The sequence below is a fragment of the Halalkalibacter alkalisediminis genome (genome assembly GCF_028610705.1).
GTDB classification, from domain to species: domain Bacteria; phylum Bacillota; class Bacilli; order Bacillales; family Bacillaceae_D; genus Halalkalibacter; species Halalkalibacter alkalisediminis.
The window spans coordinates 213,089-235,826 of sequence record NZ_JAQQWT010000006.1 but is presented as its reverse complement, the minus strand read 5'-3'; the positions used below and the strand labels follow the sequence as shown (position 1 = coordinate 235,826).

Sequence of the window (22,738 nt, the reverse complement as noted above, 5' to 3'; positions counted from 1 at the left end):
TCTCTAGCGTTTTTCATTGCTAGCGAATGAATTATGCTATACTACTCCTTGTTTCAATAGGAGGGGGGTTCGCTTAGCATGAAGAACAGTTCGTTTTTATTTTTGTATTGTGTGGTTTCTATTAGGTCACTTACCGATGCAACGCTATTATATTAGATTATTGTCAAAGAATGAAAGGCTTGTTGCGAAAAAAACAGATCAGATCGCAGAAAAACTAATGAGGAATCTTGTCCAAATTACAGGTTCAACAGTGGAAGTAAGAGGAGAGGAACATCTTCAGACGGATGAACCTTATATTCTTATCGCTAACCATCAAAGTAATTTTGATATTCCGTTATTGTTAGGGTTTGTTCATTCAGGAATGGGGTTTGTATCCAAGCAGGAATTGCGGAAAATCCCGATAGGAAGTAAGTGGATGGAACTAAAAAGGTGTTTGTTTATTGATCGTCAAAATCCAAGACAGGCCATTAGAGATATCGACCAAAAAATTGAGGAAACGAAATTAACTGACGATGTTCTATGTATTTTTCCAGAAGGAACAAGTAGTAAAGGTGATCAAGTAGGGGAATTTAAAACAGGTGCGTTTAGGGCAGCGAAGCGAAAAAAGATAGCGATATTACCTGTTGCCATTTCAGGTTCCTTTCAACTAATGGAACAAAACAACGGGAAAATCTCAGCAGGACATGTCGTTCTGACGATACTTCCTTTGCAAAAGCCAAAAGAAGACGTGAAAGTTTGGGCTGAAGAAGTCAGAGAACAAATACAAGCATGTACGAATAAACCAGTGTGATCGTTTAATTTGATGACACTGGTTTTTTGTACATGTTTGTGTAGGGTGTGACACATATAAAAAAATTTGACGCATAAATTCTCGATGTGACGCTTAGGAGAGCGAATGAAGGCATAAATTCTACAATGAGATGCATACATTTATCCCCCACCTGCGATAATGTCAAAAAGAGGCACCGGCATATACAGAGATCGCAAACACTAAAAAATAATCATCAATGAGGATTGCTTTCAGCTACTTGTTCTTCTCCAAACAATTCGATCACCGTATCATCGGTGTAGCGGATTTGAACTAAACCTCTACCTTCAGCAAAATAATAGATCGTCTGATTAACGGTTACTGGGAGGACAGATAGATCTTCACCAGGTATGAGAATAATCGTTTCAGGCTGTTCGTTAGCTGAAAAGAAGAGACGGTCTTCATTTTGGTCTGTGGCTTGATATTGTTCTAGTAAAACAGAAAGCTCTTCACCCTCGTCGATTGAACGTTGAATAGATTCAAACTCATCAGTTGCTTCCATAAACTCATGAGTAATTCGAATTGATTCTGTCGTGTCGTCAATTTTAAGAATACGATAAAAAGCGACTGCTTGCCCTTGGTGACCTACCGCTAATACGTAAGGACCACTTTGTTCAAGAAAATTCATTCCTTCCCCAAGGCCAGTCCCATCATGATACATATCATAGTCCGTTAATGGTTGATAAGATTCAACAACCTCGTAAAAAGCGGTTTCTGTATTCTCTTCATCTACTTCTATTTCAGGCAGTCTCTCATCCTCGACAGTATTAGGAGGGGAAGTTTCATTTTGACAGCCAACAACCATGATCATTAATAGAAAAAAACTAAACACATGTTTCATAAAATTCACCTCACTTTATACTATTGTCTCCTTTTTGCATGCTAAAACAAAGATTTTTTGTGGGAATTATTAAAAAGTTGCAAATTTCTATTTAAAAATGAATGAATATTCATTACAATAGAGAATAGAGAGGATGAAAGCTTTGGAAGGAGAGGAAATAGAGGAGGCTGTTTTACTTGGTAACTGTAACTGAAAAAAATTGGATCCAGCGTTACGATAAAGAAATACCAGCTTCAATTGATTATCCAAAGCAAGCATTGCATGAATTAGTCGAAGAAGTCGCTCTGCGTTCTCCTAATCATGTCGCACTTGAGTTTTTAGGGAAATCTCTTACATATAAGGAGTTTGCTCAATCCGTGAGAAGATTTGCTAATCAGCTACAAACTTTAGGGTTAGAAAAGGGAGATCGAGTGGCAATTATGCTTCCCAATTGCCCGCAAGGAGTTATTGCTTATTTTGCAACGTTAATGGCAGGCGGCGTTGTCGTTCAAACGAACCCGTTATATGTAGAAAGAGAACTCGAACATCAGTTAGTTGATTCTGAGGCAAAGATTATACTATGTCTCGATTTGCTTTATCCAAGAGTCATGAAGGTAAAAAAAGCTACAGCAGTTGAACGCATTATTGTAACCGCTATCAAAGATTATCTACCGTTTCCGAAAAACCTGATCTATCCTTTTATCGAAAAAAAGAATACAGGGCTATCGGTTGATGTGGCATATAATGGATCAACACATTCGTTTAGTTCTTTACTAAAAAAGGGTGCAGATCAAAAACTTTCAATCGATGTCGATCCGGAAGAAGATTTAGCTTTGTTACAATATACAGGTGGGACTACAGGATTAGCTAAAGGAGTTATGTTGACTCACAAAAGTATAGTCGCTAATACGATTCAATGTCGATATTGGATGCACAAAATGAAAGAGGGCGAAGAAAGAACCCTCGCAGTACTTCCTTTTTTCCACGTGTATGGAATGACGGTATCGATGAATTTAACTTTGCTAACGGGGAACACTTTGCATATCGTACCAAAGTTTGATGTAAAACAAGTATTGAAAATCATTCATGAGAAAAAAATAACGATATTCCCTGGTGCGCCAACGATGTATATCGGATTAATTAATCACCCTGATATGAAAAAATACAATCTTACATCGATTGAAACGTGTATTAGTGGTTCTGCAGCTTTACCTGTTGAGGTCCAAGATCGCTTTGAAAAATTAACAGGCGGACGTTTAGTAGAAGGATATGGACTAACAGAAGCGGCACCGGTCACTCACTGTAATTTATTATATGGAGAGCGACGCAAAGCGAGTATCGGATTACCTTGGCCTGATACAGAAGCAATTATTCTTTCAATGGAAACAGGAGAACCAGCTTCTCAAGGCGAAGTAGGAGAATTAGCGATTCGAGGACCGCAAGTCATGAAAGGTTATTGGAAACGTCCTGAGGACACAGCAGCTACGATGAATGGAGAATGGTTATTAACCGGAGATATGGGATATATGGATGAAGAAGGATTTTTCTACATTGTTGACCGGAAAAAGGACATGATTATCGCTGGTGGTTTCAACATCTATCCTCGTGAAATTGAAGAAGTACTCTACAATCATGAAAGCGTTCAGGAAGCTGTTGCAATCGGAATACCTGATGAGTATCGCGGCGAAACAGTAAAAGTTTTCATCGTAAAAAAAGCAGGGACCACCCTAACAGAAGAGGAATTGAACGCGTATTGTCGTCAAAACTTAGCTGCTTATAAAGTACCAAGAAAATATGAATTCCGTGATGAACTCCCAAAAACCATCGTAGGGAAAATCTTAAAACGCGTGTTAATTGAGGAAGAAAAAGAAAAAAAGCAGCAAGTAAACAAAAAGACTAGTTAACCTCTTTAAATTAAATAGAAGAAATGATTGACAGTCACAAGCTTTTTCACTACAATAGAGATTATGAATGAACACTCATTCATTTTAAAGGAGAGACGACGACAGTGGGAAAGAAAAAAGGACCTAAATACAACCAGATTATCGATGCTGCCGTTAAAGTGATTGCTAGTCATGGTTATCATCAAGCGCAAGTATCTAAAATTGCCAAAGAAGCTGGTGTTGCTGATGGTACGATCTATTTATATTTTGAAAATAAAGAAGATATTCTAACCTCTTTATTTAAAGAGAAGATGGGTCATTTTGTTGAAATTATTCGAGAACGCATTGCGTCAGAGACTTCGGTTGAAGACAAACTTTTAATTTTAGTGAAGATGCATTTTGAACAACTCCAAGCAGATAAGCACTTGGCCATCGTTACACAGCTTGAGCTACGACAATCAAATAAGGATTTACGATTGAAAATTAATACAATTTTTAAGAATTACTTAATTTTGTTAGAAGAATTGCTTACTGAAGGAAAAGAAGCTGGTTATTTCATTGCCGACTTAGATAACCGTTTAGCTCGTCAAATGATCTTTGGTACGCTAGATGAAGTAGTAACGAACTGGGTGATGAAGGATTGTAAATATGATTTAATCGCTTCAGCTGAGCCTGTTCACAACTTGTTACTTCGTGCATTCCGCGCTTAGCTTTGATGATGCAAAGGAGAGAAGGAAATGGATTATTTCAAAGTGGTTGTAGAAGAAAAAATCGCTACGGTTACGCTAAATCGCCCGCCTGCAAACGCTCTGTCAAAGAGCGTTCTTGCAGAGCTTGATCAAGTTTTGATTGAGCTTGAAAGAAACGATGATGTCCATGTTCTCCTGCTTCATGGAGAGGGACGCTTCTTTGCGGCAGGTGCTGATATTAAGGAATTTACAGAAGCGCTAAACGGAGCAGAATTTGCTCAGAATGCTAGGCATGGTCAGCAACTCTTTAGAAGGATGGAAGATTTCGCAAAACCGATTATCGTAGCGATTCATGGTGCTGCTCTTGGTGGAGGTTTAGAGCTTGCGATGTCCTGTCACATTAGACTTACTACTGAAGATGCTAAGTTAGGATTACCTGAACTGTCCTTAGGATTAATTCCAGGATTTGCAGGTAGTCAACGACTCCCTCGGTTTGTCGGGACGGCCAAAGCAGCTGAAATGATGTTAACGAGTGATCCAATATCGGGAGCTGAAGCAAAAGCGATCGGACTTGTCAATTCTACTTTTGCTACAGAAGCAGAACTATTAGAAGAATCTCGTAAACTAGCTAAAAAAATAGCAGCTAAGAGTAGGGTTTCCGTGAAGAGAACGCTTGAATTATTGCGTTATAGCAGAAATCCACAGCAAGATGCTGGTTCTAGCAAAGAAGCAGAGTTGTTTGGAGAAGTTTTTGATTCTGTTGATGGAAAAGAAGGGATCCAAGCATTTATTGAAAAGCGCTCACCAAATTTTAAAAATAAATAATACATTGTAGGAGGGATTCACATGAACATTTTTGTCATCATGAAGCGTACGTTTGATACTGAGGAAAAGATTTCAATTAGTGGTGGTCGAATCGCTGAAAGTGGAGCTGAATTTATCATTAATCCTTATGATGAGTATGCCATTGAAGAAGCAATCGTTCTTCGCGATGAACATGGTGGGGAAGTAACAGTAGTGACAGTTGGAGAAGAAGAAGCTGAAAAAGAGCTTCGTACAGCACTAGCAATGGGAGCAGACAAAGCGGTCCTTATTGATAGTGAAGAAGTGGATGAGTTAGATCAATTCACAACTGCGACTCTTCTAGCTACTTATTTGAAAGATCAAGAAGTAGACATTATTTTAGGTGGAAACGTTGCCGTTGATGGAGGATCAGGTCAAGTCGGACCTCGTGTAGCTGAACTATTAAATATTGCTCAAGTTACAACGATTACGAAGTTAACCGTTGCTGATGGTAAAGCAACGATTGTACGTGATGTTGAAGGGGATGAAGAAACGGTTGAAGTGTCTCTGCCTGTTTTAGTCACTGCACAACAAGGATTAAATGAACCACGGTATCCTTCTTTACCTGGAATCATGAAGGCAAAGAAAAAGCCATTAGAAAAACTGGATTTAGATGATCTCGATTTAGATGAAGATGATGTGGAAGCAAAAACAACGATAGTAGAAATATTCTTACCACCTGCCAAACAAGCAGGAAAAGTGCTTGAAGGAGATCCAGCAACTCAAGTAAAAGAGCTTGTATCATTACTTAAATCTGAAGCGAAAGTCATTTAATAGGAGGGGTAATCATGGCGAAAAAAGTATTAGTCATCGGTGAAGTGCGAGATGGAGAATTACGTAATGTATCATATGAAGCAGTTGCAGCAGGAAAGACCATTTCAGACGGTGGAGAAGTGGTTGGCGTTCTTCTAGGTGAAAATGTAAGCGATTTAGCAGATTCATTGATTCAATACGGTGCAGACCGCGTTGTAACAGTGAATCATGCAGATCTTAAATCATATACGACAGATGCTTATCAACAAGCCCTTTTACAAGTGTTTGATGTGGAAAATCCGGAAGGGGTTATCCTTGGACACACGGCAATGGGTAAAGACGTATCGCCTCGTCTAGCGATGAAGTTAAATGCAGGTTTAATTTCAGATGCAATTGCAATTGATGTAGATGGCGGCGAGCCAGTATTTACGCGCCCTATCTATTCTGGTAAGGCATTTGAGAAAAAGAAAGTCAATGAAGGTGTTGTATTTGCAACCATTCGACCAAACAATATTCCAGCGCTTGAACAAGACACTGCGCGTACGGGTGATGTCTCGTCTGTAACGGTTGATATTAAAGATCTTCGCACAACGATTCGAGATGTCGTTCGTAAAGCAACAGGTGGGGTTGACCTTTCTGAAGCCAATGTCATCGTTGCAGGTGGCCGTGGGGTGAAGAGTGAAGAAGGTTTCAAACCACTTCAAGAACTTGCCGATTTACTAGGAGGTGCTGTTGGGGCTTCACGGGGAGCGTGTGACGCTGAATATTGCGATTATGGCCTTCAAATTGGTCAAACAGGAAAAGTGGTTACACCAGACCTTTATTTTGCTATTGGAATTTCAGGAGCCATTCAACACTTAGCGGGGATGTCAAACTCAAAAGTAATCGTTGCAATTAACAAAGATCCAGAAGCGCCAATTTTTGAAGTAGCTGATTATGGCATCGTTGGCGACTTGTTTGAAATTGTGCCCATTTTAACGGAAGAGCTAAAGAGCGCTTTAGTTTCTAACTAAATAAGTAAAGGAAACCGCCATTGGTGGTTTCTTTTTACTTAGAAGTGTTTTGTGCGTATCTGATCAAAAGAAGGATACAATAATAACTAAGCAACAAATTCGCCAGCAGTGGAAGTGTTTGGTATAATCAATGTGAATCAAACTTGTAATGATCTAAGGAGGTTTTTATTAATGGCAATTGTAAATGTAACAGATCAAACATTCGCATCTGAAACAAGTCAAGGTGTTGTCCTTGCTGATTTCTGGGCACCTTGGTGCGGACCTTGTAAAATGATCGCTCCTGTCCTAGAGGAACTTGATTCTGAAATGGGCGATAAAGTAAAAATTGCAAAGCTTGATGTGGATGAAAACCAAGAAACAGCTGGTAAATACAGCGTCATGAGCATCCCAACACTACTTGTTTTCAAAGACGGAGAAGTAGTGGATCAAGTGGTTGGCTTCCAACCAAAAGAAGCATTAGCTGAATTGCTAAATAAGCATCTATAAAGTAATGCTTCGGTGCCCGTTCTCTTTTCTGAGAACGGGCTTTTCATTTGGAGCAAGTGGATCACGTATTTAAAAGGAACTTGGTCAAGAAATCAATAATCCATGTATTTCTAAAAAGGTCTTGCTTGCTTTTCTTCTCATTCTAGGCAAACAATAGAGGGTGAGGTGGAGTACGATGAGTCAAATAAAAGAAAAGCTTATGTTTCTGCCTGATCAACCAGGCTGTTATCTAATGAAGGACCGTCAAGGGACGATCATTTATGTTGGGAAAGCGAAAGTGCTGAAAAATCGCGTTCGCTCTTATTTTACTGGTTCACACGACGGCAAAACACAACGACTTGTAAGTGAGATTGCTGATTTTGAATATATTGTTACATCCTCTAATATTGAAGCCTTAATTTTAGAGATGAATTTAATTAAAAAGCATGATCCGAAATATAATGTAATGCTAAAAGATGATAAATCTTACCCTTATTTAAAAATTACAAATGAAGAACATCCAAGGCTAATTACGACGCGACAAGTAAAAAAAGATGGTGGGAAGTATTTTGGTCCATACCCAAATGCAGGGGCTGCTACGGAAACGAAAAAACTGTTGGATCGTTTATATCCGTTAAGAAAATGTCGAACCCTTCCAGATAAAGTGTGCCTATATTATCACATCGGTCAGTGTCTAGCGCCATGTGTAGCTGAGGTGACGAAAGAACAGAACCAAGCAATGGTACAAGATATCACGAAATTTTTACGTTCAGGCCAAGATGAGATCAAAGAGAAGTTAACGGACAAGATGATGAAAGCGGCCGAGGAAATGGATTTTGAGCGTGCAAAAGAAATTCGTGATACATTGCAGCATATGGAGACAGTGATGCAAAAACAAAAGATGATGATTAGTGATTTGGTAGACCGAGACGTGTTTGGCTTTTCCTATGATAAAGGTTGGATGTGTGTTCAAGTCTTTTTTATTCGACAAGGGAAACTCATTGAGAGAGACGTTTCTATTTTTCCATTTTATAAAGAAGCCCACGAGGATTTAATGACATTTATCGGGCAATTTTACCTGAAAAAAGAACATATTAAACCGACAGAGATTCTCCTTCCTGAAACCGTCGATGCAGAGCTGATTGAAGAATTACTCGAGGTGAAAATTCACCATCCAAAACGTGGGAAGAAAAAAGAATTGCTTGACTTGGCCAATCAAAATGCTGCTGTTGCTTTAAAGGAAAAATTCTCATTGATTGAAAGGGATGAGGAAAGGACGATTAAAGCCATTGAACGTCTTGGTGAAGCAATGGGAATTTCAACACCTTACCGGATCGAGGCATTTGATAATTCTAATATTCAAGGAACAGATCCTGTCTCAGCGATGGTATCTTTCGTAGACGGGAAGCCAAGTCGCAAAGATTATCGTAAATACAAAATTAAAACGGTTGATGGTCCAGATGATTATGGCTCCATGCGAGAAGTCATCCGTCGACGGTACGTTCGGCTATTAAAAGAATCATTGCCATTGCCTGATTTAATTGTCATTGACGGGGGGAAAGGGCAAATTGCCGTTGCGCAAGAAGTGATTGTTGATGAACTAGGCTTATTGATTCCCGTATGTGGAGTTGCTAAAGATGAGAAGCACCGAACTTCTCAGCTACTCATGGGAGATCCACCGATTGAGATACCGCTTAAACGAGATAGCCATGAATTCTATTTACTGCAGCGTATTCAAGACGAAGTCCATCGATTTGCGATTACCTTTCATCGGCAAACACGGTCTAAGACGTTTTTTAAATCGGCACTTGATGACATACCTGGTGTGGGGGAAAAGCGAAAACGACAATTATTAAAGCATTTCGGTTCCGTTAAAAAAATGAAAGAAGCAACAGTTGACGATTTTAAACAATTGTCCATTCCAGAGAAAGTGGCAGAGGCAATTGTCGAGGCACTTAAAGAAGATGGAACAAAAGAAACGAGTTAGCTAGCAAATAAAAGAGCTAATTTTTCCCTTGCTTCTTTTTCAAACATTTGCTAGAATGTAAATCAATTGAATATGCCGCACTTCAAATGAAGTGATTGGTAGAGGAGCGAAAACCAATAGTACACTTTCAGAGGTTAATGAGAACCATGGAAGAAAGTCGAAAGGGGAATTCGCCGAAGTGCAAGGAACCCTCATCATTCCTTGTGCTGGACCTATGTTGAATAAGCATAGGGCTGTCACATACTTACCCCAAGTGGTATGTGGAGAACTATCTCACGTGAGAAACAGGGAGCAGTGTGGTACCGGACTGGTATGACAAGCAACAGTGAGGGGTTTTCCTTATTGTTGCTTTTTTGCGTTCCATCATCGCCGTGAGCTAATGGAGAGGATGAAAAAAATGGCAAGGATTGTACAGAAATATGGCGGAACATCGGTTGGTTCCGTTGAACGAATTAAGCATGTAGCAAGCAGAATTCAGCGTTCAAAAGCAGAGGGTCATGAGCTTGTGGTCGTTGTTTCAGCAATGGGAAAGTCAACGGATGAGTTAGTAAGTTTGGCAACTGAGATTACGAATACACCAAGCAAAAGAGAAATGGATATGTTGCTTTCAACAGGAGAACAAGTCACAATTTCTCTTTTAACGATGGCCCTTCAAGAAATGGGGGTTCAAGCGATTTCCCTCACAGGCTGGCAAGCAGGAATGAAAACAGAAACGAGTCATGGAAATGCTCGAATTACCGATATAAAAACGAAGCGAATTGAAGCAGAGCTCTCACAAGGAAATGTGGTCATTGTTGCAGGTTTCCAAGGAGTAAGTGGAAGTGAAATTACCACTTTAGGTCGTGGAGGATCAGATACAACAGCAGTTGCATTAGCAGCTGCGTTAAAGGCTAGTCGATGTGATATTTATACAGATGTAACGGGTGTGTTTACTACGGACCCGCGCTATGTTCAGAAAGCTCGTAAGCTGCATTCCATTTCTTACGATGAAATGCTTGAGATGGCGAATCTTGGAGCTGGTGTGCTACATCCAAGAGCAGTTGAATTCGCAAAGAATTACGAGGTGCCCTTAATGGTTGCATCAAGTATGGTCGAAGAAGTAGGAACAATGATCGAGGAGGAAGTCACAATGGAACAAAACTTAGTTGTACGAGGGATTGCATTTGAAAATGATGTCACAAAGGTAACAGTTAGGGGCTTACCTAATCGTTTAAATACATTATCTAAACTATTTACAGCATTATCTGAAAATCAAGTGAATGTGGACATTATTATTCAAAATCAATATGACGATGAGCATGTTAATATTTCTTTTTCGATCACACAATCTACTTTAAAAGAAACGTTAGCTGTGTTACAAAATGCTCAAGAAGAATTACAATTCACTGATATTTATTTTGAAGAAGAACTTGCGAAAGTTTCGATTGTAGGATCGGGCATGGTTTCTAATCCTGGAGTAGCTGCTCAAATGTTTGCGGTGTTAGCAGACAATGAAGTGGCAATTAAGATGGTTAGTACATCAGAAATCAAAGTATCCGTTGTAGTGGAAGAAGCGGATATGGTATTAGCAGTTGAGATGTTGCATAATGCGTTTCAATTAGCCGAAGAGGTAGAAGAAGCGGAAATAGAAGCTATGTAAATGAATGAAGACAGATCGCCTGCCTGATAACAAAGGGCAGGCGATCTGTCTTTAATTAACCAAATCTTTTCGATCTAGTTCAACAGTAAAATGAATCGCTTCTTTTTTTACTGAGTATGTAGTCCCTGTAATACAGTTGTGCCATGTTTCTAGTTGTTGAGACAAGAAGCCGGCTTCTAACTGATAACAACGTGTATCCTGCTTAGTGATCCAAGGACCTGAAAGTTCGAAGGTCTGAACTTGTTTCTTTTCCTTTATGTGATTGAGTGTTCCCCAATTGGCGTCTTCAAAAAACGAAATGAGTTCCTCGATCGTTGCTACAGGATATTTGCGAGCAAGTGACTTCCCTATCCAATAAAGGAGCGTATCGTGTTCTTTACCAAGGACCTCTTTTAGAACATCGTTACGGATTAAATCATATCCAAATTGTTTTATCTGTCTTTCCATGGGTTGCATCTCTCCCTTGTGAAACCGTTCAAACCTGCGTAATAGTTAGTAAGCTACTTTTGATCATAAACGAAGTTGTTAGGACGTACAAGCGAAAAAAGCACCGCTTTTTAGAGATTAGTCGCTTCTAATCTAAGAGGTCTTCAAATAGCTCTAATCAATAGGATGTTCAATTCGCTTCATTTCATTTTAAAAAAGGCAGACGATGTTTCCTTTTTATTTAGCTGGGCTGAAGGGAACGCTCATGCCCATTTTTATTTTATTTAATAGATAAGAACAGAACTGTTATAATTTTCTACACGTTCTAGCCTCGACTTTGACAAAATGGTATACTTAAGCGCGAATGAAGACGGAGGTACTTAAATGAAATCAGGACTTAATCAATTTCTTTCTCCATTTAGAATCATTATTATTTCTTACATCGTTGCGATGGTTGGATTTAGTTTTCTTTTGTATTTACCTATTTCTCATCAAGCTGGAGTGGAGGTATCCTATACAGAAGCTCTTTTTACTTCTGTGAGTGCTGTAAGTGTGACAGGCCTCACAGTTGTAAATGTACCTGAAACTTACAGTTATATAGGGATTTTGTTCTTGGCTCTTGCGATTCAGCTGGGTGGAATCGGAATTATGACGTTGGGCACATTTGTGTGGATGCTCTTTGGGCGTAAAATTAATTTTGCCCAACGAATGCTAATCATGGTCGACCAAAACCAAAATACATTCTCTGGTCTTGTCAATTTGATGAGAGGGATTTTATTTGTTGCTCTAATAATTGAAGTAATAGGTGCTCTTATACTCGGTACATACTTTATTCGGTATTTTGATACAGTCGGTGAGGCTTACTACCAAGGGGCATTTGCGTCTTTAAGTGCTTTTACCAATGCTGGTTTTGATGTGACAGGAGAATCACTTATTCCATTCGCAAATGATTATTACGTTCAATTTGTCGTCATTTTATTAATATTTGCCGGAGCGATTGGGTTCCCTGTTCTTTTAGAATTGAGGGAGTATTTTTCTAAGAAGGACACCAATTTCAAATTCAGTTTATTTACAAAGATTACGACAACCACTTATTTTGCTGTTTTTGTTGTAGGAGTTTTAGGAATTTGGGCACTTGAATCTGGCCATTATTATGTTGGATTAGATTGGCATCAACAGTTGTTTTATTCCATTTTTAATTCCGCTACTGCTAGAAGTGGGGGACTTTCTATTATGGATGTCTCTGATTTAAACAGTGCGACCCTTTTATTTATCTCGGCGCTGATGATTATCGGGGCTAGTCCTTCAAGTGTAGGTGGAGGAATTCGAACGACGACTGTCGCCGTCATGTTCTTAACGATCCGGAGCTTTGCACTCGGAAAGGATGACGTTAAAGTGTTTGGCCGTGAAATTCATCCGGAGGACCGTCAAAAAGCTTTTATTGTCCTATCTGTTTTTATTGTCATGCTGTTTGCTGCTGTTACACTGATAGTGGCCTTTGAAGGTAAAAATGACATTAATTTAATTGCAATTATCTTTGAAACAGCCTCTGCGTTTGGAACGTGTGGTCTTTCAATGGGAGTTACATCGCAATTATCGTTTGGTAGTCAATTTGTGTTAATGGTTCTGATGTTTATCGGGCGAGTGGGTTTAATAGCTTTCCTATTCTCGATAAGAAAACGTGAGACGAAAACGCATTTTAAATATCCGACAGAACGGATTATAATTGGATAATATTACAATGAAGACTTTGCTCTCCTAAAAAAAGTGATAGGATCAGCAAAGTCTTTTATTTTCAACGTTTCTTCTTAATATTCTTTTAAAAAGGTTGTATACGTTTTCTTGACGAGGTAATTAGTTGGGAGTACAATAAATTTGTCGGATTTTTTTCACAGAAATTTGATAAAATGATCATATTTCTAGTATTCCATATTTCGTGTTCTTTTTAGGGAGGCTCACAATATACGGATGAAAGAGAGAAGAAAATCATCATTAAGTTGTATTGGTTAAATTTATTAGCGGGGGGAAAAAGGTATGGCTGGTAATCGAGAGTTTTTTAATCGTAAGCTTCATTCATTGCTAGGTGTCATTCCAGTTGGAGTGTTCCTAATTCAGCACTTAGTAGTCAATCATTTTGCAACACGGGGAGCGTCAGCTTTTAATCAAGCATCGCATTTTATGGAGAATCTACCATTCCGTTATGCTCTTGAAATTTTTGTTATTTTTATTCCATTGCTTTATCATGCAATCTATGGTTTATACATTGCATTCCAAGCGAAGAACAACACAGCGAGATACGGATTCTTCCGTAACTGGATGTTTAAAATTCAACGTTGGACTGGTGTATTTCTAGTAATCTGGATTACTTGGCATGTATGGGAAACTAGAGTAGCAGCTGCATTTGGAGCAGATGTAAACTTTGATATGATGGCTAATATTTTCAGTAATCCTTGGATGATCGCGTTTTATGTATTGGGTGTTATTTCTGCAACGTTCCACTTTGCAAATGGTCTTTGGTCTTTTGCGGTATCTTGGGGAATTACGGTAACACCACGTTCTCAACAAATCGCAACATATGTAACACTAGCAATCTTCTTTGTTCTTACTTTTATCGGTATTAGAGCGATTCTAGCATTCGTTAATCCAGACTTAGCAAACATTTAAGGAGTGAATCACATATGAGTAAAGGTAGAATTATTGTTGTCGGAGGCGGACTGGCTGGTCTGATGGCAACAATTAAAGCGGCAGAAAAGGGAGTACCTGTTGATCTGTTCTCTTTAGTTCCAGTAAAACGTTCACACTCAGTTTGTGCGCAAGGTGGAATTAATGGAGCGGTAAATACAAAAGGTGAAGGTGACTCTCCATGGGAGCACTTTGATGATACAGTTTATGGAGGAGACTTCTTAGCGAATCAACCTCCTGTAAAAGCAATGACAGAAGCAGCACCTGGAATCATTCATTTAATGGACCGTATGGGTGTTATGTTTAACCGTACTCCTGAGGGTTTACTAGACTTCCGTCGTTTCGGTGGAACACAACATCACCGAACTGCATTTGCTGGGGCAACAACTGGTCAACAACTTCTTTACGCACTAGATGAGCAAGTTCGTCGCCATGAAGTAAGTGGTTTAGTTACAAAGTATGAAGGTTGGGAATTCCTATCTGCTGTTGTGGATGATGAAGGAACCTGTCGAGGAATTACAGCACAAGATCTAAAGTCATCAGAAATTCGTAGTTTCCAAGCAGATGCTGTTATCATGGCAACGGGTGGACCTGGAATTATCTTCGGTAAATCTACTAACTCGGTTATCAATACTGGATATGCTGCGGCTAAGCTTTATCAACAAGGCGTTCATTATGCGAATGGGGAATTCATTCAAATTCACCCAACTGCGATTCCTGGGGATGACAAGCTTCGACTTATGAGTGAGTCTGCTCGTGGTGAAGGTGGACGTGTTTGGACGTATAAGGACGGAAAACCTTGGTACTTCTTAGAAGAGAAATATCCTGCTTATGGAAACTTAGTACCACGTGACATTGCAACTCGTGAAATCTTTGATGTTTGCGTGGAGCAAAAGTTAGGAATTAACGGAGAGAACATGGTATATCTTGACCTTTCTCACAAGGATCCTAAAGAACTTGATATTAAGCTTGGTGGAATCATTGAAATCTATGAAAAATTCATGGGTGATGATCCACGTAAAGTACCAATGAAAATCTTCCCTGCTGTTCATTACTCAATGGGTGGTATGTGGATTGATTATGATCAAATGACAAACATTCCTGGTCTATTTGCTGCAGGAGAGTGTGATTACTCTCAACATGGTGGAAATAGACTTGGTGCGAACTCACTGCTTTCTGCGATTTATGGTGGAATGGTTGCGGGTCCTAAAGCGGTTGAATACATGAATGGCCTAGAAAAATCAGCAGATGCAATGCCATCTTCTTTATTCGATAATGAAGTGAAAAAAGAACAAGACGCTTACGATAAGATTCTTAGCATGGATGGAAAAGAGAATGCTTATATCCTTCACAAAGAGCTTGGTGAGTGGATGACAGATAACGTAACAGTTGTTCGTTACAATGACAAGCTTCTAAAAACAGATGAGAAAATTCAAGAGTTAATGGAACGTTATAAAAACATTAACATTAATGATACAGCGAAGTGGAGTAATCAAGGTGGTTCATTCACTCGTCAGTTAGATGGAATGTTAAGCCTTGCGCGTGTTATTACACTTGGTGCATATAATCGTAACGAAAGTCGTGGAGCTCACTATAAGCCAGACTTCCCAGAACGTAATGACGAAGAATTCTTGAAGACAACGAAAGCTACATTTAATCCAGCGAAAAATGCACCTGATTTTTCATGGGAAGAAGTGGATACGTCGCTTATTACGCCACGTAAACGTGACTACTCTCAAAAGAAGCAAGGAGCTGTTAAATCATGAGTGAAAAAACAATCAAATTTAAAGTTTTGAGACAAGATGAACCAAACAGTGCTCCTTATGAAGAGGAGTTCGAGGTTCCATATCGTCAAAATATGAACGTCATCTCTGCGTTGATGGAGTTCCGTCGTAATCCAGTTAATACAAAAGGGGAGCAAACAACTCCTATTTCTTGGGATATGAACTGCCTTGAGGAAGTGTGTGGAGCGTGTTCAATGGTGATTAACGGAAAGCCACGTCAATCATGTACGGCTTTAGTTGATCAACTTGAGCAACCGATCCGCCTTGAGCCGATGAAGACATTCCCTGTTGTACGTGACTTAATGGTTGATCGTAGTCGTATGTTCGATTCATTAAAGAAAGTAAAAGCTTGGATTCCAATCGATGGTACGTATGATCTTGGTCCAGGACCACGTATGGCTGAAACCAAACGCCAATGGGCTTACGAACTTTCTAAATGTATGACATGTGGAGTATGTTTAGAGTCTTGTCCAAATGTGAATAGCAAGTCAGACTTTATCGGTCCAGCGCCACTTTCTCAAGTTCGTTTATTTAATGCTCACCCAACAGGTGAGATGAATAAGGAAGAGCGTCTAGAAACGATTATGAGTGAAGGTGGACTTGCAAACTGTGGTAACTCACAAAACTGTGTGCAATCTTGCCCTAAAGGCATTCCACTTACAACTTCAATTGCCGCATTAAATCGTCAAACGACGTTACAATCTTTTAAAAACTTCTTTGGTGCTTAAGGATAAGAGGGTCTGGTCTCTGCAGTTAGAGATTAGACCCTTCTTTTTATAAAAATGTTGAAATGGATGAGGTGTTTTGCATGAGAGTACCATCATACATAGAATCAGTCGAAGAATGGCTAGCTGAATTTCAATTTTCTGTGCCCGTAAAAGTGAGATTTTCTGAAACAGATGCTTTTGGACATCTTAATAATACGAAAGCGTTTGTGTACTTTGAGGAAGCGCGAATCGAATTTTTTAAACACCTTGGGTTGATGCAAAAGTGGACGAGTCGTGAGCATGAAACAATGGTCGTTGTAGCTGACTTGCATGGTGATTTCATACAGCAAATTAAATTTGATGAGCGTTTAACCATTTCAGTCAAAGTTCACCAAATTGGTCGTTCATCCATTGACCTTCACTATGTGGCTCATAATGAGAAAAGCGAGGTGTGTTTACTCGGCAGAGGAACCATCGTGCAAATAAGTAAAGAAACCGGTCGTTCGGTTGAATGGGATGAAGATATGCGCATGGGATTTGAAAAATAATCAGTTAAAAGTAGAGGGTAGATCAAAAAATTTGATCTACCCTCTTTAAAATATGAAACGACTAAAACACGGTGAGCAATGAAATGGAAGAGCTTGTGAAATTTAGTGTTTCTATATTTCAAGTTCTCCTAGTCGTATTAATTCGATAACCGCTTGAGAGCGCCCCTTAACCCCCAGCTTCTGCATCGTATTAGAAATGTGATTTCGTACGGTTTTCTCACTTATGAAAAGCTCTTGTGCGATTTCTCGTGTTGTCTTATCCTGGACAAGAAGTTCAAATACTTCACGTTCCCTTTTCGTAAGTAAGGGTTTAGGTCCGAATTCTGCTCCTTTCAATGAGTTCACTCCTTCTTGCTCGGGCTGAGAGCGATTTGTGGGGACTCAAATCCCACGTATTGAAGGGTTTTAGTCTCGATAGTATATGTCAAGAAGGTGTGTGACGTGTTTTATTATTGAAAATAAAAAAGAAAAGATGAAGAAATGGACTCAGAAAGCAATTTTTAATAGCTAGACAAATACATTTCACTTTTTGTCGAATAAGTGGAGGTTTTCCTATTGATATTCAAAAAAAACTTATGCTATACTGTTTATGATTCAATTTAGAAAAGATGATTGCTACGACAATTGCACTTATTACGTGTTACTGATTCGATCAGGCATAAGTATAGAAGTGTATATGAGATAAAGATGGGGTACTCTATAAAGGGTACAATCCTATCGTTTTTTATCATATGCGTTTCTTTGCTTATGCCTTTTGTTATATTTGGTAATAAGTGCTAGCAAAAAAAATGAAGAAAAAACATGACTCGCTTTAGTAGCAATGCTTCTTTTCTTATAAGAACTTCTTGCGAGCCAAGTTTTTCTAAATAAATCATATAAAAAGAAAGAGGTAGATTAGAGATGGCAGAAAAAACATTTAAAATTACAGCAGATACGGGAATTCATGCACGTCCAGCAACACAATTAGTAAACAAAGCAGGTCAATATTCTTCGGATATTACCCTTGAGTTCAAAGGTAAATCGGTTAACCTTAAATCCATTATGGGTGTTATGTCTTTAGGCGTTGGTAAAGGTGCAGAGGTTACTGTGAAAGCTGAAGGTTCAGATGCTGATGAAGCGTTGCAAGCAATTGAAGATGTAATTAAAGAAGGGCTAGGGGAATAATGCTTAAACTGACTGGTATCGCTGCTTCTTCTGGTGTAGCGATTGCAAAAGCTTTTGTACATGAAGAGCCAGATATGACGATCGAATTAAAAGAGGTTCAAGATCCGGCTAGTGAAGTACAACGTCTTGATCAAGCTCTTGCGAAATCAAAAGAAGAGTTGTCTGTTATTAAAGATAAGACGGAAAAAGAATTAGGACCTGATAAAGCCGAAATTTTTGCTGCTCATTTACTTGTATTAAGTGATCCTGAGCTTGTCGATACCGTTAAGGGCAAGATTACTGATAATAAGCAAAATGCAGAGTATGCAATGAATGAAGTTTCGACGATGTTTATTACGATGTTTGAAAACATGGATAATGAATACATGAAGGAACGTGCTGCAGATATCCGTGATGTATCTAAGCGTGTCTTAGGTCATCTACTTGGTATTGAAGCACAGTCGTTAGCGACCATTTCTGAAGAAACGATTGTCATTGCTGAAGATTTAACACCATCAGATACTGCGCAACTTAATCCTGTTTTCATTAAAGGGTTCGCAACAGATATCGGTGGTCGGACATCTCACTCAGCGATCATGTCTAGATCTCTTGAGATCCCTGCTGTTGTGGGAGCAAAAGAAGTAACAGCTAAAATTCAAACGGGAATGACCGTCATTGTTGATGGCCTTGATGGATTAGTGATTGTCGAGCCGACTGATGAGGAAATTGCCACTTATACAAAGAAACGTGATGATTTTGCTAAGCAAAAAGCAGAGTGGGCAAAGCTTGTTAGTGAGCAAACGACGACTAAAGATGGAAAACATGTTGAACTAGCAGCTAATATTGGAACACCTAAAGATTTAGAAGGTGTTATTAACAATGGTGCTGAAGGCATTGGTCTTTATCGTACAGAGTTTCTTTATATGGGAAGAACAGAGCTTCCATCAGAGGAAGAGCAGTTTGAAGCTTATAAAGAAGTAGTAGAACGCATGGAAGGCAAGCCCGTTGTTATCCGCACGTTGGATATTGGTGGAGATAAAGAGTTACCATACTTAGATTTACCTAAAGAAATGAATCCGTTTTTAGGTTTCCGTGCAATTCGTTTATGTCTAGAAGAAAAAGAGATTTTCCGTACGCAGTTACGAGCTCTTCTTCGCGCTAGTGCGTTCGGTAACTTAAAAGTCATGTTCCCGATGATTGCAACGCTAGACGAATTCCGTCAAGCGAAAGCGATGCTACTAGAAGAAAAAAGTAAGCTAGTTGAAGCTGGTGTGACAGTGTCAGAAGAAATGGAAATCGGAATGATGGTGGAAATTCCTTCTACGGCTGTAGCTGCAGACTTGTTTGCAAAAGAAGTTGACTTCTTCAGTATTGGAACGAATGACTTGATCCAATACACAATGGCTGCTGATCGCATGAATGAGCGCGTTTCTTATTTGTATCAGCCGTATCACCCAGCTATTTTACGTTTAGTTAAAATGGTTGTCGATGCTGCTCACAAACAAGGGAAGTGGGCTGGTATGTGTGGAGAAATGGCCGGAGATGAAGTAGCGATTCCATTATTACTTGGACTTGGGTTAGATGAGTTTAGTATGAGTGCGACGTCGATTTTACCTGCTCGTAGTCAATTGCTTTCTCTTTCAAAAGAAGAGCTGGCAGCATTTTCAAATGAGATGTTACATTTGGACACTGCAGATGAAGTAGAACAACGAGTTCGTGAAACGTTCATGACTGAATAAGTAGATGAAGTTGACTCAAGATCGGAAGAACCGATTTATGAGTCAACTTTTTTACTTTGCCCATTGTGCTTGCATGAAATTGTCACATTCTTCTCTTGCAATTGGTGAAAAAACAAGCGACAATAATGAAAATAACACAGTTATCTGTGTAGAGGAGGTGCGTAAGATGGATCATCGCCAGATCGAACAAATCGAGCGTTCGTTAAGACGAGTATCAGAAATGGTTAAACAAAAGGGTCGAGAAATCCTGACGCAGTTTCCAATAACTCCACCACAATTTGTTGCATTGCAATGGCTTAATGAGTTTGGGGAAATGACAATTGGTGAACTATCTACAAAAATGTACTTAGCTTGCAGTACAACGACCGACTTAGTAGATAGAATGGAAAAAAATGAACTCGTTGAAAGAGTGAAAGATAAAAATGATCGACGTGTTGTTCGCATTCATTTATTAGATAAAGGGCGAACGATTATCGAAGAGGTAATTAAGAAACGTCAAGATTATTTGGAAGATATTTTATCAGACTTCTCTCAAGATGAAGTGAACTTCCTTGAGAAGAGTTTGCATGTTTTGCATGAAGAGATGAAAGCGACACGTGTGAATCAATAAAAATGCTGTCGTTAGAAATTGAGGGGTAAGAGTTGGATAGACCGATTGGAGTTATTGATTCTGGATTAGGTGGCCTTACGGTAGCCAAAGAGATTATGAGACAACTGCCAAAGGAAGAGATCATTTATATCGGTGACTCTGCTCGTTGTCCATACGGTCCACGAACGGTGGAAGAAGTTAGAAGATTTACATGGGAAATGATTGATCGTCTGTTAGAAGACAATGTAAAGATGCTTGTAATCGCCTGTAATACAGCTACAGCTGTTGTGCTTGAAGAGGTAAAAAAAGAGCTTTCCATCCCGGTTGTAGGAGTGGTACACCCTGGGGCAATAAGTGCCCTAAAAGTCACTGAAAAAGACCATGTCGCTATAATTGGAACGGCAGGAACCATTCAAAGCCAAGCTTATGAAAAAGCATTGAAGTCTATTAATAGCAAGGTGCAAGTGGAAAGTCTTGCTTGTCCTCCCTTTGTCCCTTTAGTGGAAAGTGGAATGTTTGAAGGTATAGAAGCCGAAAAAATCGTAGATGAAGCCCTAAAACCTTTAGACGGACTTGCCTTTGATACCCTTATCTTAGGCTGCACCCACTATCCATTGCTAAGAGATGTAATTGCTAAACGAGTGGGGCCAGGCATTGAACTAATCTCATCAGGGGATGAAACTGCACGAGAAGTTAGTAGCCTCCTTTATCATAAAAATCTTCTATTCACGAAGGATCGTATACCGAAGCTTCGCTTTTTCACAACTGGTGATGCGATTCAATTTAAAAGGTTAGCAGACCAATGGTTAGAAGTGAGTGTAGAGTGTGTAGAAACGATCTCGTTAAAACGATCTGCAACTCGCTAGCTTGTATGGATAGACTATGACGTCTATCGTACAGGCTTTTTTGTGGTTGTTTCATTTCGAATAAGGTTCATGTTTGAATGTGGCAATGGCTCCACACGCTGCACGCCAAGCATGGGAAGGGCACCCATCCCCGGTTGAAGAGCAGGCATCAGCTGCGCTCATCGCTAAAGATTTACAAAAAAAGGTGAAACCCAACCTTTTTTTTATAAATCTTTGGTCTATTCTCTTTTGGGGGCTCGTATACATGTAGTACAAACTATCTTAGGAGGGAAAAACATAATGCATAAGATAATTAGAAAAGGGCTTCCCGTTCTTGCTTTTGCAACTTTGTTAACAATGACAGCTTGTTCGTTTGGATCTAATGAGGCAACGAACGAGATGGATACACCGCCTACCAATTATTTAGAGGAAGATGAGTCATTAGAGTTAGAAGATGGTACTGAGGAAAAAGAACCTGAGGAAGGTACAGATGGGGAGGAGGCAACAGAAGAGCCGATTAAACGTGAGCTTTACTTAATTGATTCCAACGGCCTTGTCGTTCCTCAAACGATGGATCTTCCGAAAACACAGAGTGTGTTAAAGCAATCTCTCGAGTATTTAGTAGATGGAGGTCCAGTTACAGACATGCTTCCAAATGGCTTCCGTGCCGTGATTCCTGCTGGGACTGAAGTTGATGTTGATTTAAAAGATGGAATTGCCATTGCTGATTTTTCAGAAGAATTTAAGAGTTATGATCCAAGTCAAGAAAGACAAGTGTTAGAAGCGATTACTTATACACTGACGCAATTTGAGAATGTGGATAGTGTTCAAATTCGTATCAACGGTCATAAACAAGATATGATGCCGGTGAGCGGAACACCAATTGGAGAAGGGGTAAGTAGAGCAAATGGGATTAATATTGAAACGGGCGATGTAACGGATGTCGTTAATAGTAAAGGGGTTACTCTTTACTTCCTTGCTCAAAATGGGGACAACACATATTATGTGCCAGTAACACGTCGAGTTTCTTTAGGAGAAGACGCTTTAGCTGCTTCGGTTAAAGAACTTCTAAAAGGCCCATCGTTGCAATCAAATCTGTTGACGGACTTCCGACAAGGAGTTGCACTAGTTGACGAGCCTATGTACGAAAATGGAATGGTAACACTGAACTTTAATGAATCCATTTTGACACAGAATCAATCAACAGCTGTATCCTTTGAAGTAATGGATATGCTTGCTCTTACATTAACAGAGCAAGAAGGAATTGAAAAAGTGGCGATTCAAGTTAATGGAGAGGCTGATGTGCTAACAGAATCAGGAGAAGTTGCTGAGCCTGTTTCAAGACCATCATTAGTTAATACTGGAAGATATTAAG

General features: G+C 39.4%; 23 protein-coding genes and 1 riboswitch. Of the genes, 19 read left to right on the top strand and 4 right to left on the bottom strand.

Annotation, left to right across the window (positions count from 1 at the left end):
* Positions 1–136: 136 nt before the first annotated feature.
* On the top strand, positions 137–790 hold the full coding sequence (locus PQ474_RS11895; protein ID WP_273843383.1) for a lysophospholipid acyltransferase family protein: 654 nt from the start codon (positions 137–139) through the stop codon (positions 788–790).
* Positions 791–1,004: 214 nt separating this feature from the next.
* On the opposite strand, the gene PQ474_RS11890 is transcribed toward PQ474_RS11895, so the two are convergent.
* Positions 1,005–1,649 (bottom strand): hypothetical protein, encoded by a 645-nt coding sequence (locus PQ474_RS11890; RefSeq protein ID WP_273843382.1) that lies wholly within the window; start codon positions 1,647–1,649, stop codon positions 1,005–1,007.
* A 176-nt stretch (positions 1,650–1,825) separates the two neighbouring features.
* Here PQ474_RS11890 and PQ474_RS11885 point away from each other — a divergent pair, with 176 nt between their 5' ends.
* The 8 genes from PQ474_RS11885 to PQ474_RS11850 all read left to right on the top strand — a co-directional run bounded on the left by PQ474_RS11885 (position 1,826) and on the right by PQ474_RS11850 (position 10,900).
* A complete protein-coding gene (locus PQ474_RS11885; RefSeq protein WP_273843381.1) occupies positions 1,826–3,532 on the top strand; it encodes an AMP-binding protein in 1,707 nt (568 codons plus the stop codon).
* A 104-nt stretch (positions 3,533–3,636) separates the two neighbouring features.
* A complete protein-coding gene (locus PQ474_RS11880) occupies positions 3,637–4,221 on the top strand; it encodes a TetR/AcrR family transcriptional regulator (protein WP_273843380.1) in 585 nt (194 codons plus the stop codon).
* 27 nt (positions 4,222–4,248) lie between these two features.
* Positions 4,249–5,025 carry an enoyl-CoA hydratase gene (locus PQ474_RS11875; RefSeq protein WP_273843379.1) on the top strand — a complete coding sequence of 259 codons (777 nt, stop codon included), beginning with the start codon at positions 4,249–4,251 and terminating at the stop codon, positions 5,023–5,025.
* Between the two features lie 21 nt (positions 5,026–5,046).
* Entirely contained in the window at positions 5,047–5,817 is a 771-nt protein-coding gene (locus PQ474_RS11870; RefSeq protein WP_273843378.1) for an electron transfer flavoprotein subunit beta/FixA family protein, read from the top strand.
* Positions 5,818–5,831: 14 nt separating this feature from the next.
* The gene (locus tag PQ474_RS11865) at positions 5,832–6,809 is read left to right on the top strand and encodes an electron transfer flavoprotein subunit alpha/FixB family protein (protein ID WP_273843377.1); all 978 of its coding nucleotides are present in this window, start codon (positions 5,832–5,834) and stop codon (positions 6,807–6,809) included.
* A gap of 171 nt (positions 6,810–6,980) precedes the next feature.
* Positions 6,981–7,295: a thioredoxin gene (gene trxA, locus PQ474_RS11860; RefSeq protein ID WP_273843376.1), complete on the top strand. Its 315-nt coding sequence runs from the start codon at positions 6,981–6,983 to the stop codon at positions 7,293–7,295.
* A gap of 175 nt (positions 7,296–7,470) precedes the next feature.
* The gene (gene uvrC / locus PQ474_RS11855) at positions 7,471–9,261 is read left to right on the top strand and encodes an excinuclease ABC subunit UvrC (RefSeq protein ID WP_273843375.1); all 1,791 of its coding nucleotides are present in this window, start codon (positions 7,471–7,473) and stop codon (positions 9,259–9,261) included.
* A 91-nt stretch (positions 9,262–9,352) separates the two neighbouring features.
* A riboswitch (Lysine riboswitch) is annotated at positions 9,353–9,540 on the top strand.
* Positions 9,541–9,658: 118 nt separating this feature from the next.
* The gene (locus PQ474_RS11850) at positions 9,659–10,900 is read left to right on the top strand and encodes an aspartate kinase (RefSeq protein WP_273843371.1); all 1,242 of its coding nucleotides are present in this window, start codon (positions 9,659–9,661) and stop codon (positions 10,898–10,900) included.
* A gap of 51 nt (positions 10,901–10,951) precedes the next feature.
* Here the strand turns inward: PQ474_RS11850 and PQ474_RS11845 are convergent, their stop codons facing one another.
* Positions 10,952–11,347 (bottom strand): YslB family protein, encoded by a 396-nt coding sequence (locus tag PQ474_RS11845; RefSeq protein WP_273843370.1) that lies wholly within the window; start codon positions 11,345–11,347, stop codon positions 10,952–10,954.
* A gap of 363 nt (positions 11,348–11,710) precedes the next feature.
* On the opposite strand from PQ474_RS11845, the gene PQ474_RS11840 reads away from it, so the two are divergent.
* The 5 genes from PQ474_RS11840 to PQ474_RS11820 all read left to right on the top strand — a co-directional run bounded on the left by PQ474_RS11840 (position 11,711) and on the right by PQ474_RS11820 (position 17,047).
* The gene (locus PQ474_RS11840) at positions 11,711–13,060 is read left to right on the top strand and encodes a TrkH family potassium uptake protein (protein WP_273843369.1); all 1,350 of its coding nucleotides are present in this window, start codon (positions 11,711–11,713) and stop codon (positions 13,058–13,060) included.
* A 300-nt stretch (positions 13,061–13,360) separates the two neighbouring features.
* On the top strand, positions 13,361–13,990 hold the full coding sequence (locus PQ474_RS11835) for a succinate dehydrogenase cytochrome b558 subunit (RefSeq protein WP_273843368.1): 630 nt from the start codon (positions 13,361–13,363) through the stop codon (positions 13,988–13,990).
* A 14-nt stretch (positions 13,991–14,004) separates the two neighbouring features.
* Positions 14,005–15,774 (top strand): succinate dehydrogenase flavoprotein subunit, encoded by a 1,770-nt coding sequence (gene sdhA, locus PQ474_RS11830; protein WP_273843367.1) that lies wholly within the window; start codon positions 14,005–14,007, stop codon positions 15,772–15,774.
* On the top strand, positions 15,771–16,520 hold the full coding sequence (sdhB, locus tag PQ474_RS11825; protein ID WP_273843366.1) for a succinate dehydrogenase iron-sulfur subunit: 750 nt from the start codon (positions 15,771–15,773) through the stop codon (positions 16,518–16,520). The genes sdhA and sdhB overlap by 4 nt, the downstream gene beginning before the upstream one ends.
* Before the next feature lie 80 nt (positions 16,521–16,600).
* On the top strand, positions 16,601–17,047 hold the full coding sequence (locus PQ474_RS11820; protein ID WP_273843365.1) for an acyl-CoA thioesterase: 447 nt from the start codon (positions 16,601–16,603) through the stop codon (positions 17,045–17,047).
* A 111-nt stretch (positions 17,048–17,158) separates the two neighbouring features.
* Here PQ474_RS11820 and PQ474_RS11815 read toward each other — a convergent pair whose 3' ends face one another.
* Complete coding sequence (locus tag PQ474_RS11815; RefSeq protein WP_035664029.1) at positions 17,159–17,383, bottom strand: helix-turn-helix domain-containing protein; 225 nt, start codon at positions 17,381–17,383, stop codon at positions 17,159–17,161.
* Positions 17,384–17,947: 564 nt separating this feature from the next.
* On the opposite strand from PQ474_RS11815, the gene PQ474_RS11810 reads away from it, so the two are divergent.
* The 4 genes from PQ474_RS11810 (at position 17,948) to racE (ending at position 21,384) form a co-directional block, all read left to right on the top strand.
* Positions 17,948–18,211: a phosphocarrier protein HPr gene (locus PQ474_RS11810; protein WP_273843364.1), complete on the top strand. Its 264-nt coding sequence runs from the start codon at positions 17,948–17,950 to the stop codon at positions 18,209–18,211.
* Positions 18,211–19,929, top strand: a complete 1,719-nt coding sequence (ptsP, locus tag PQ474_RS11805) for a phosphoenolpyruvate--protein phosphotransferase (RefSeq protein ID WP_273843363.1) — start codon at positions 18,211–18,213, stop codon at positions 19,927–19,929. Before PQ474_RS11810 ends, ptsP begins: the two co-directional genes overlap by 1 nt.
* A gap of 166 nt (positions 19,930–20,095) precedes the next feature.
* Positions 20,096–20,539 carry a MarR family winged helix-turn-helix transcriptional regulator gene (locus tag PQ474_RS11800; RefSeq protein ID WP_273843362.1) on the top strand — a complete coding sequence of 148 codons (444 nt, stop codon included), beginning with the start codon at positions 20,096–20,098 and terminating at the stop codon, positions 20,537–20,539.
* A gap of 32 nt (positions 20,540–20,571) precedes the next feature.
* Positions 20,572–21,384, top strand: coding sequence for a glutamate racemase (gene racE, locus PQ474_RS11795; RefSeq protein ID WP_273843361.1), 813 nt, complete (start codon positions 20,572–20,574; stop codon positions 21,382–21,384).
* Positions 21,385–21,407: 23 nt separating this feature from the next.
* Here racE and PQ474_RS11790 read toward each other — a convergent pair whose 3' ends face one another.
* A complete protein-coding gene (locus tag PQ474_RS11790; RefSeq protein ID WP_273843360.1) occupies positions 21,408–21,533 on the bottom strand; it encodes a hypothetical protein in 126 nt (41 codons plus the stop codon).
* Positions 21,534–21,663: 130 nt separating this feature from the next.
* On the opposite strand from PQ474_RS11790, the gene PQ474_RS11785 reads away from it, so the two are divergent.
* A complete protein-coding gene (locus PQ474_RS11785; RefSeq protein ID WP_273843359.1) occupies positions 21,664–22,737 on the top strand; it encodes a GerMN domain-containing protein in 1,074 nt (357 codons plus the stop codon).
* The last annotated feature ends 1 nt before the right edge of the window (position 22,738 follow it).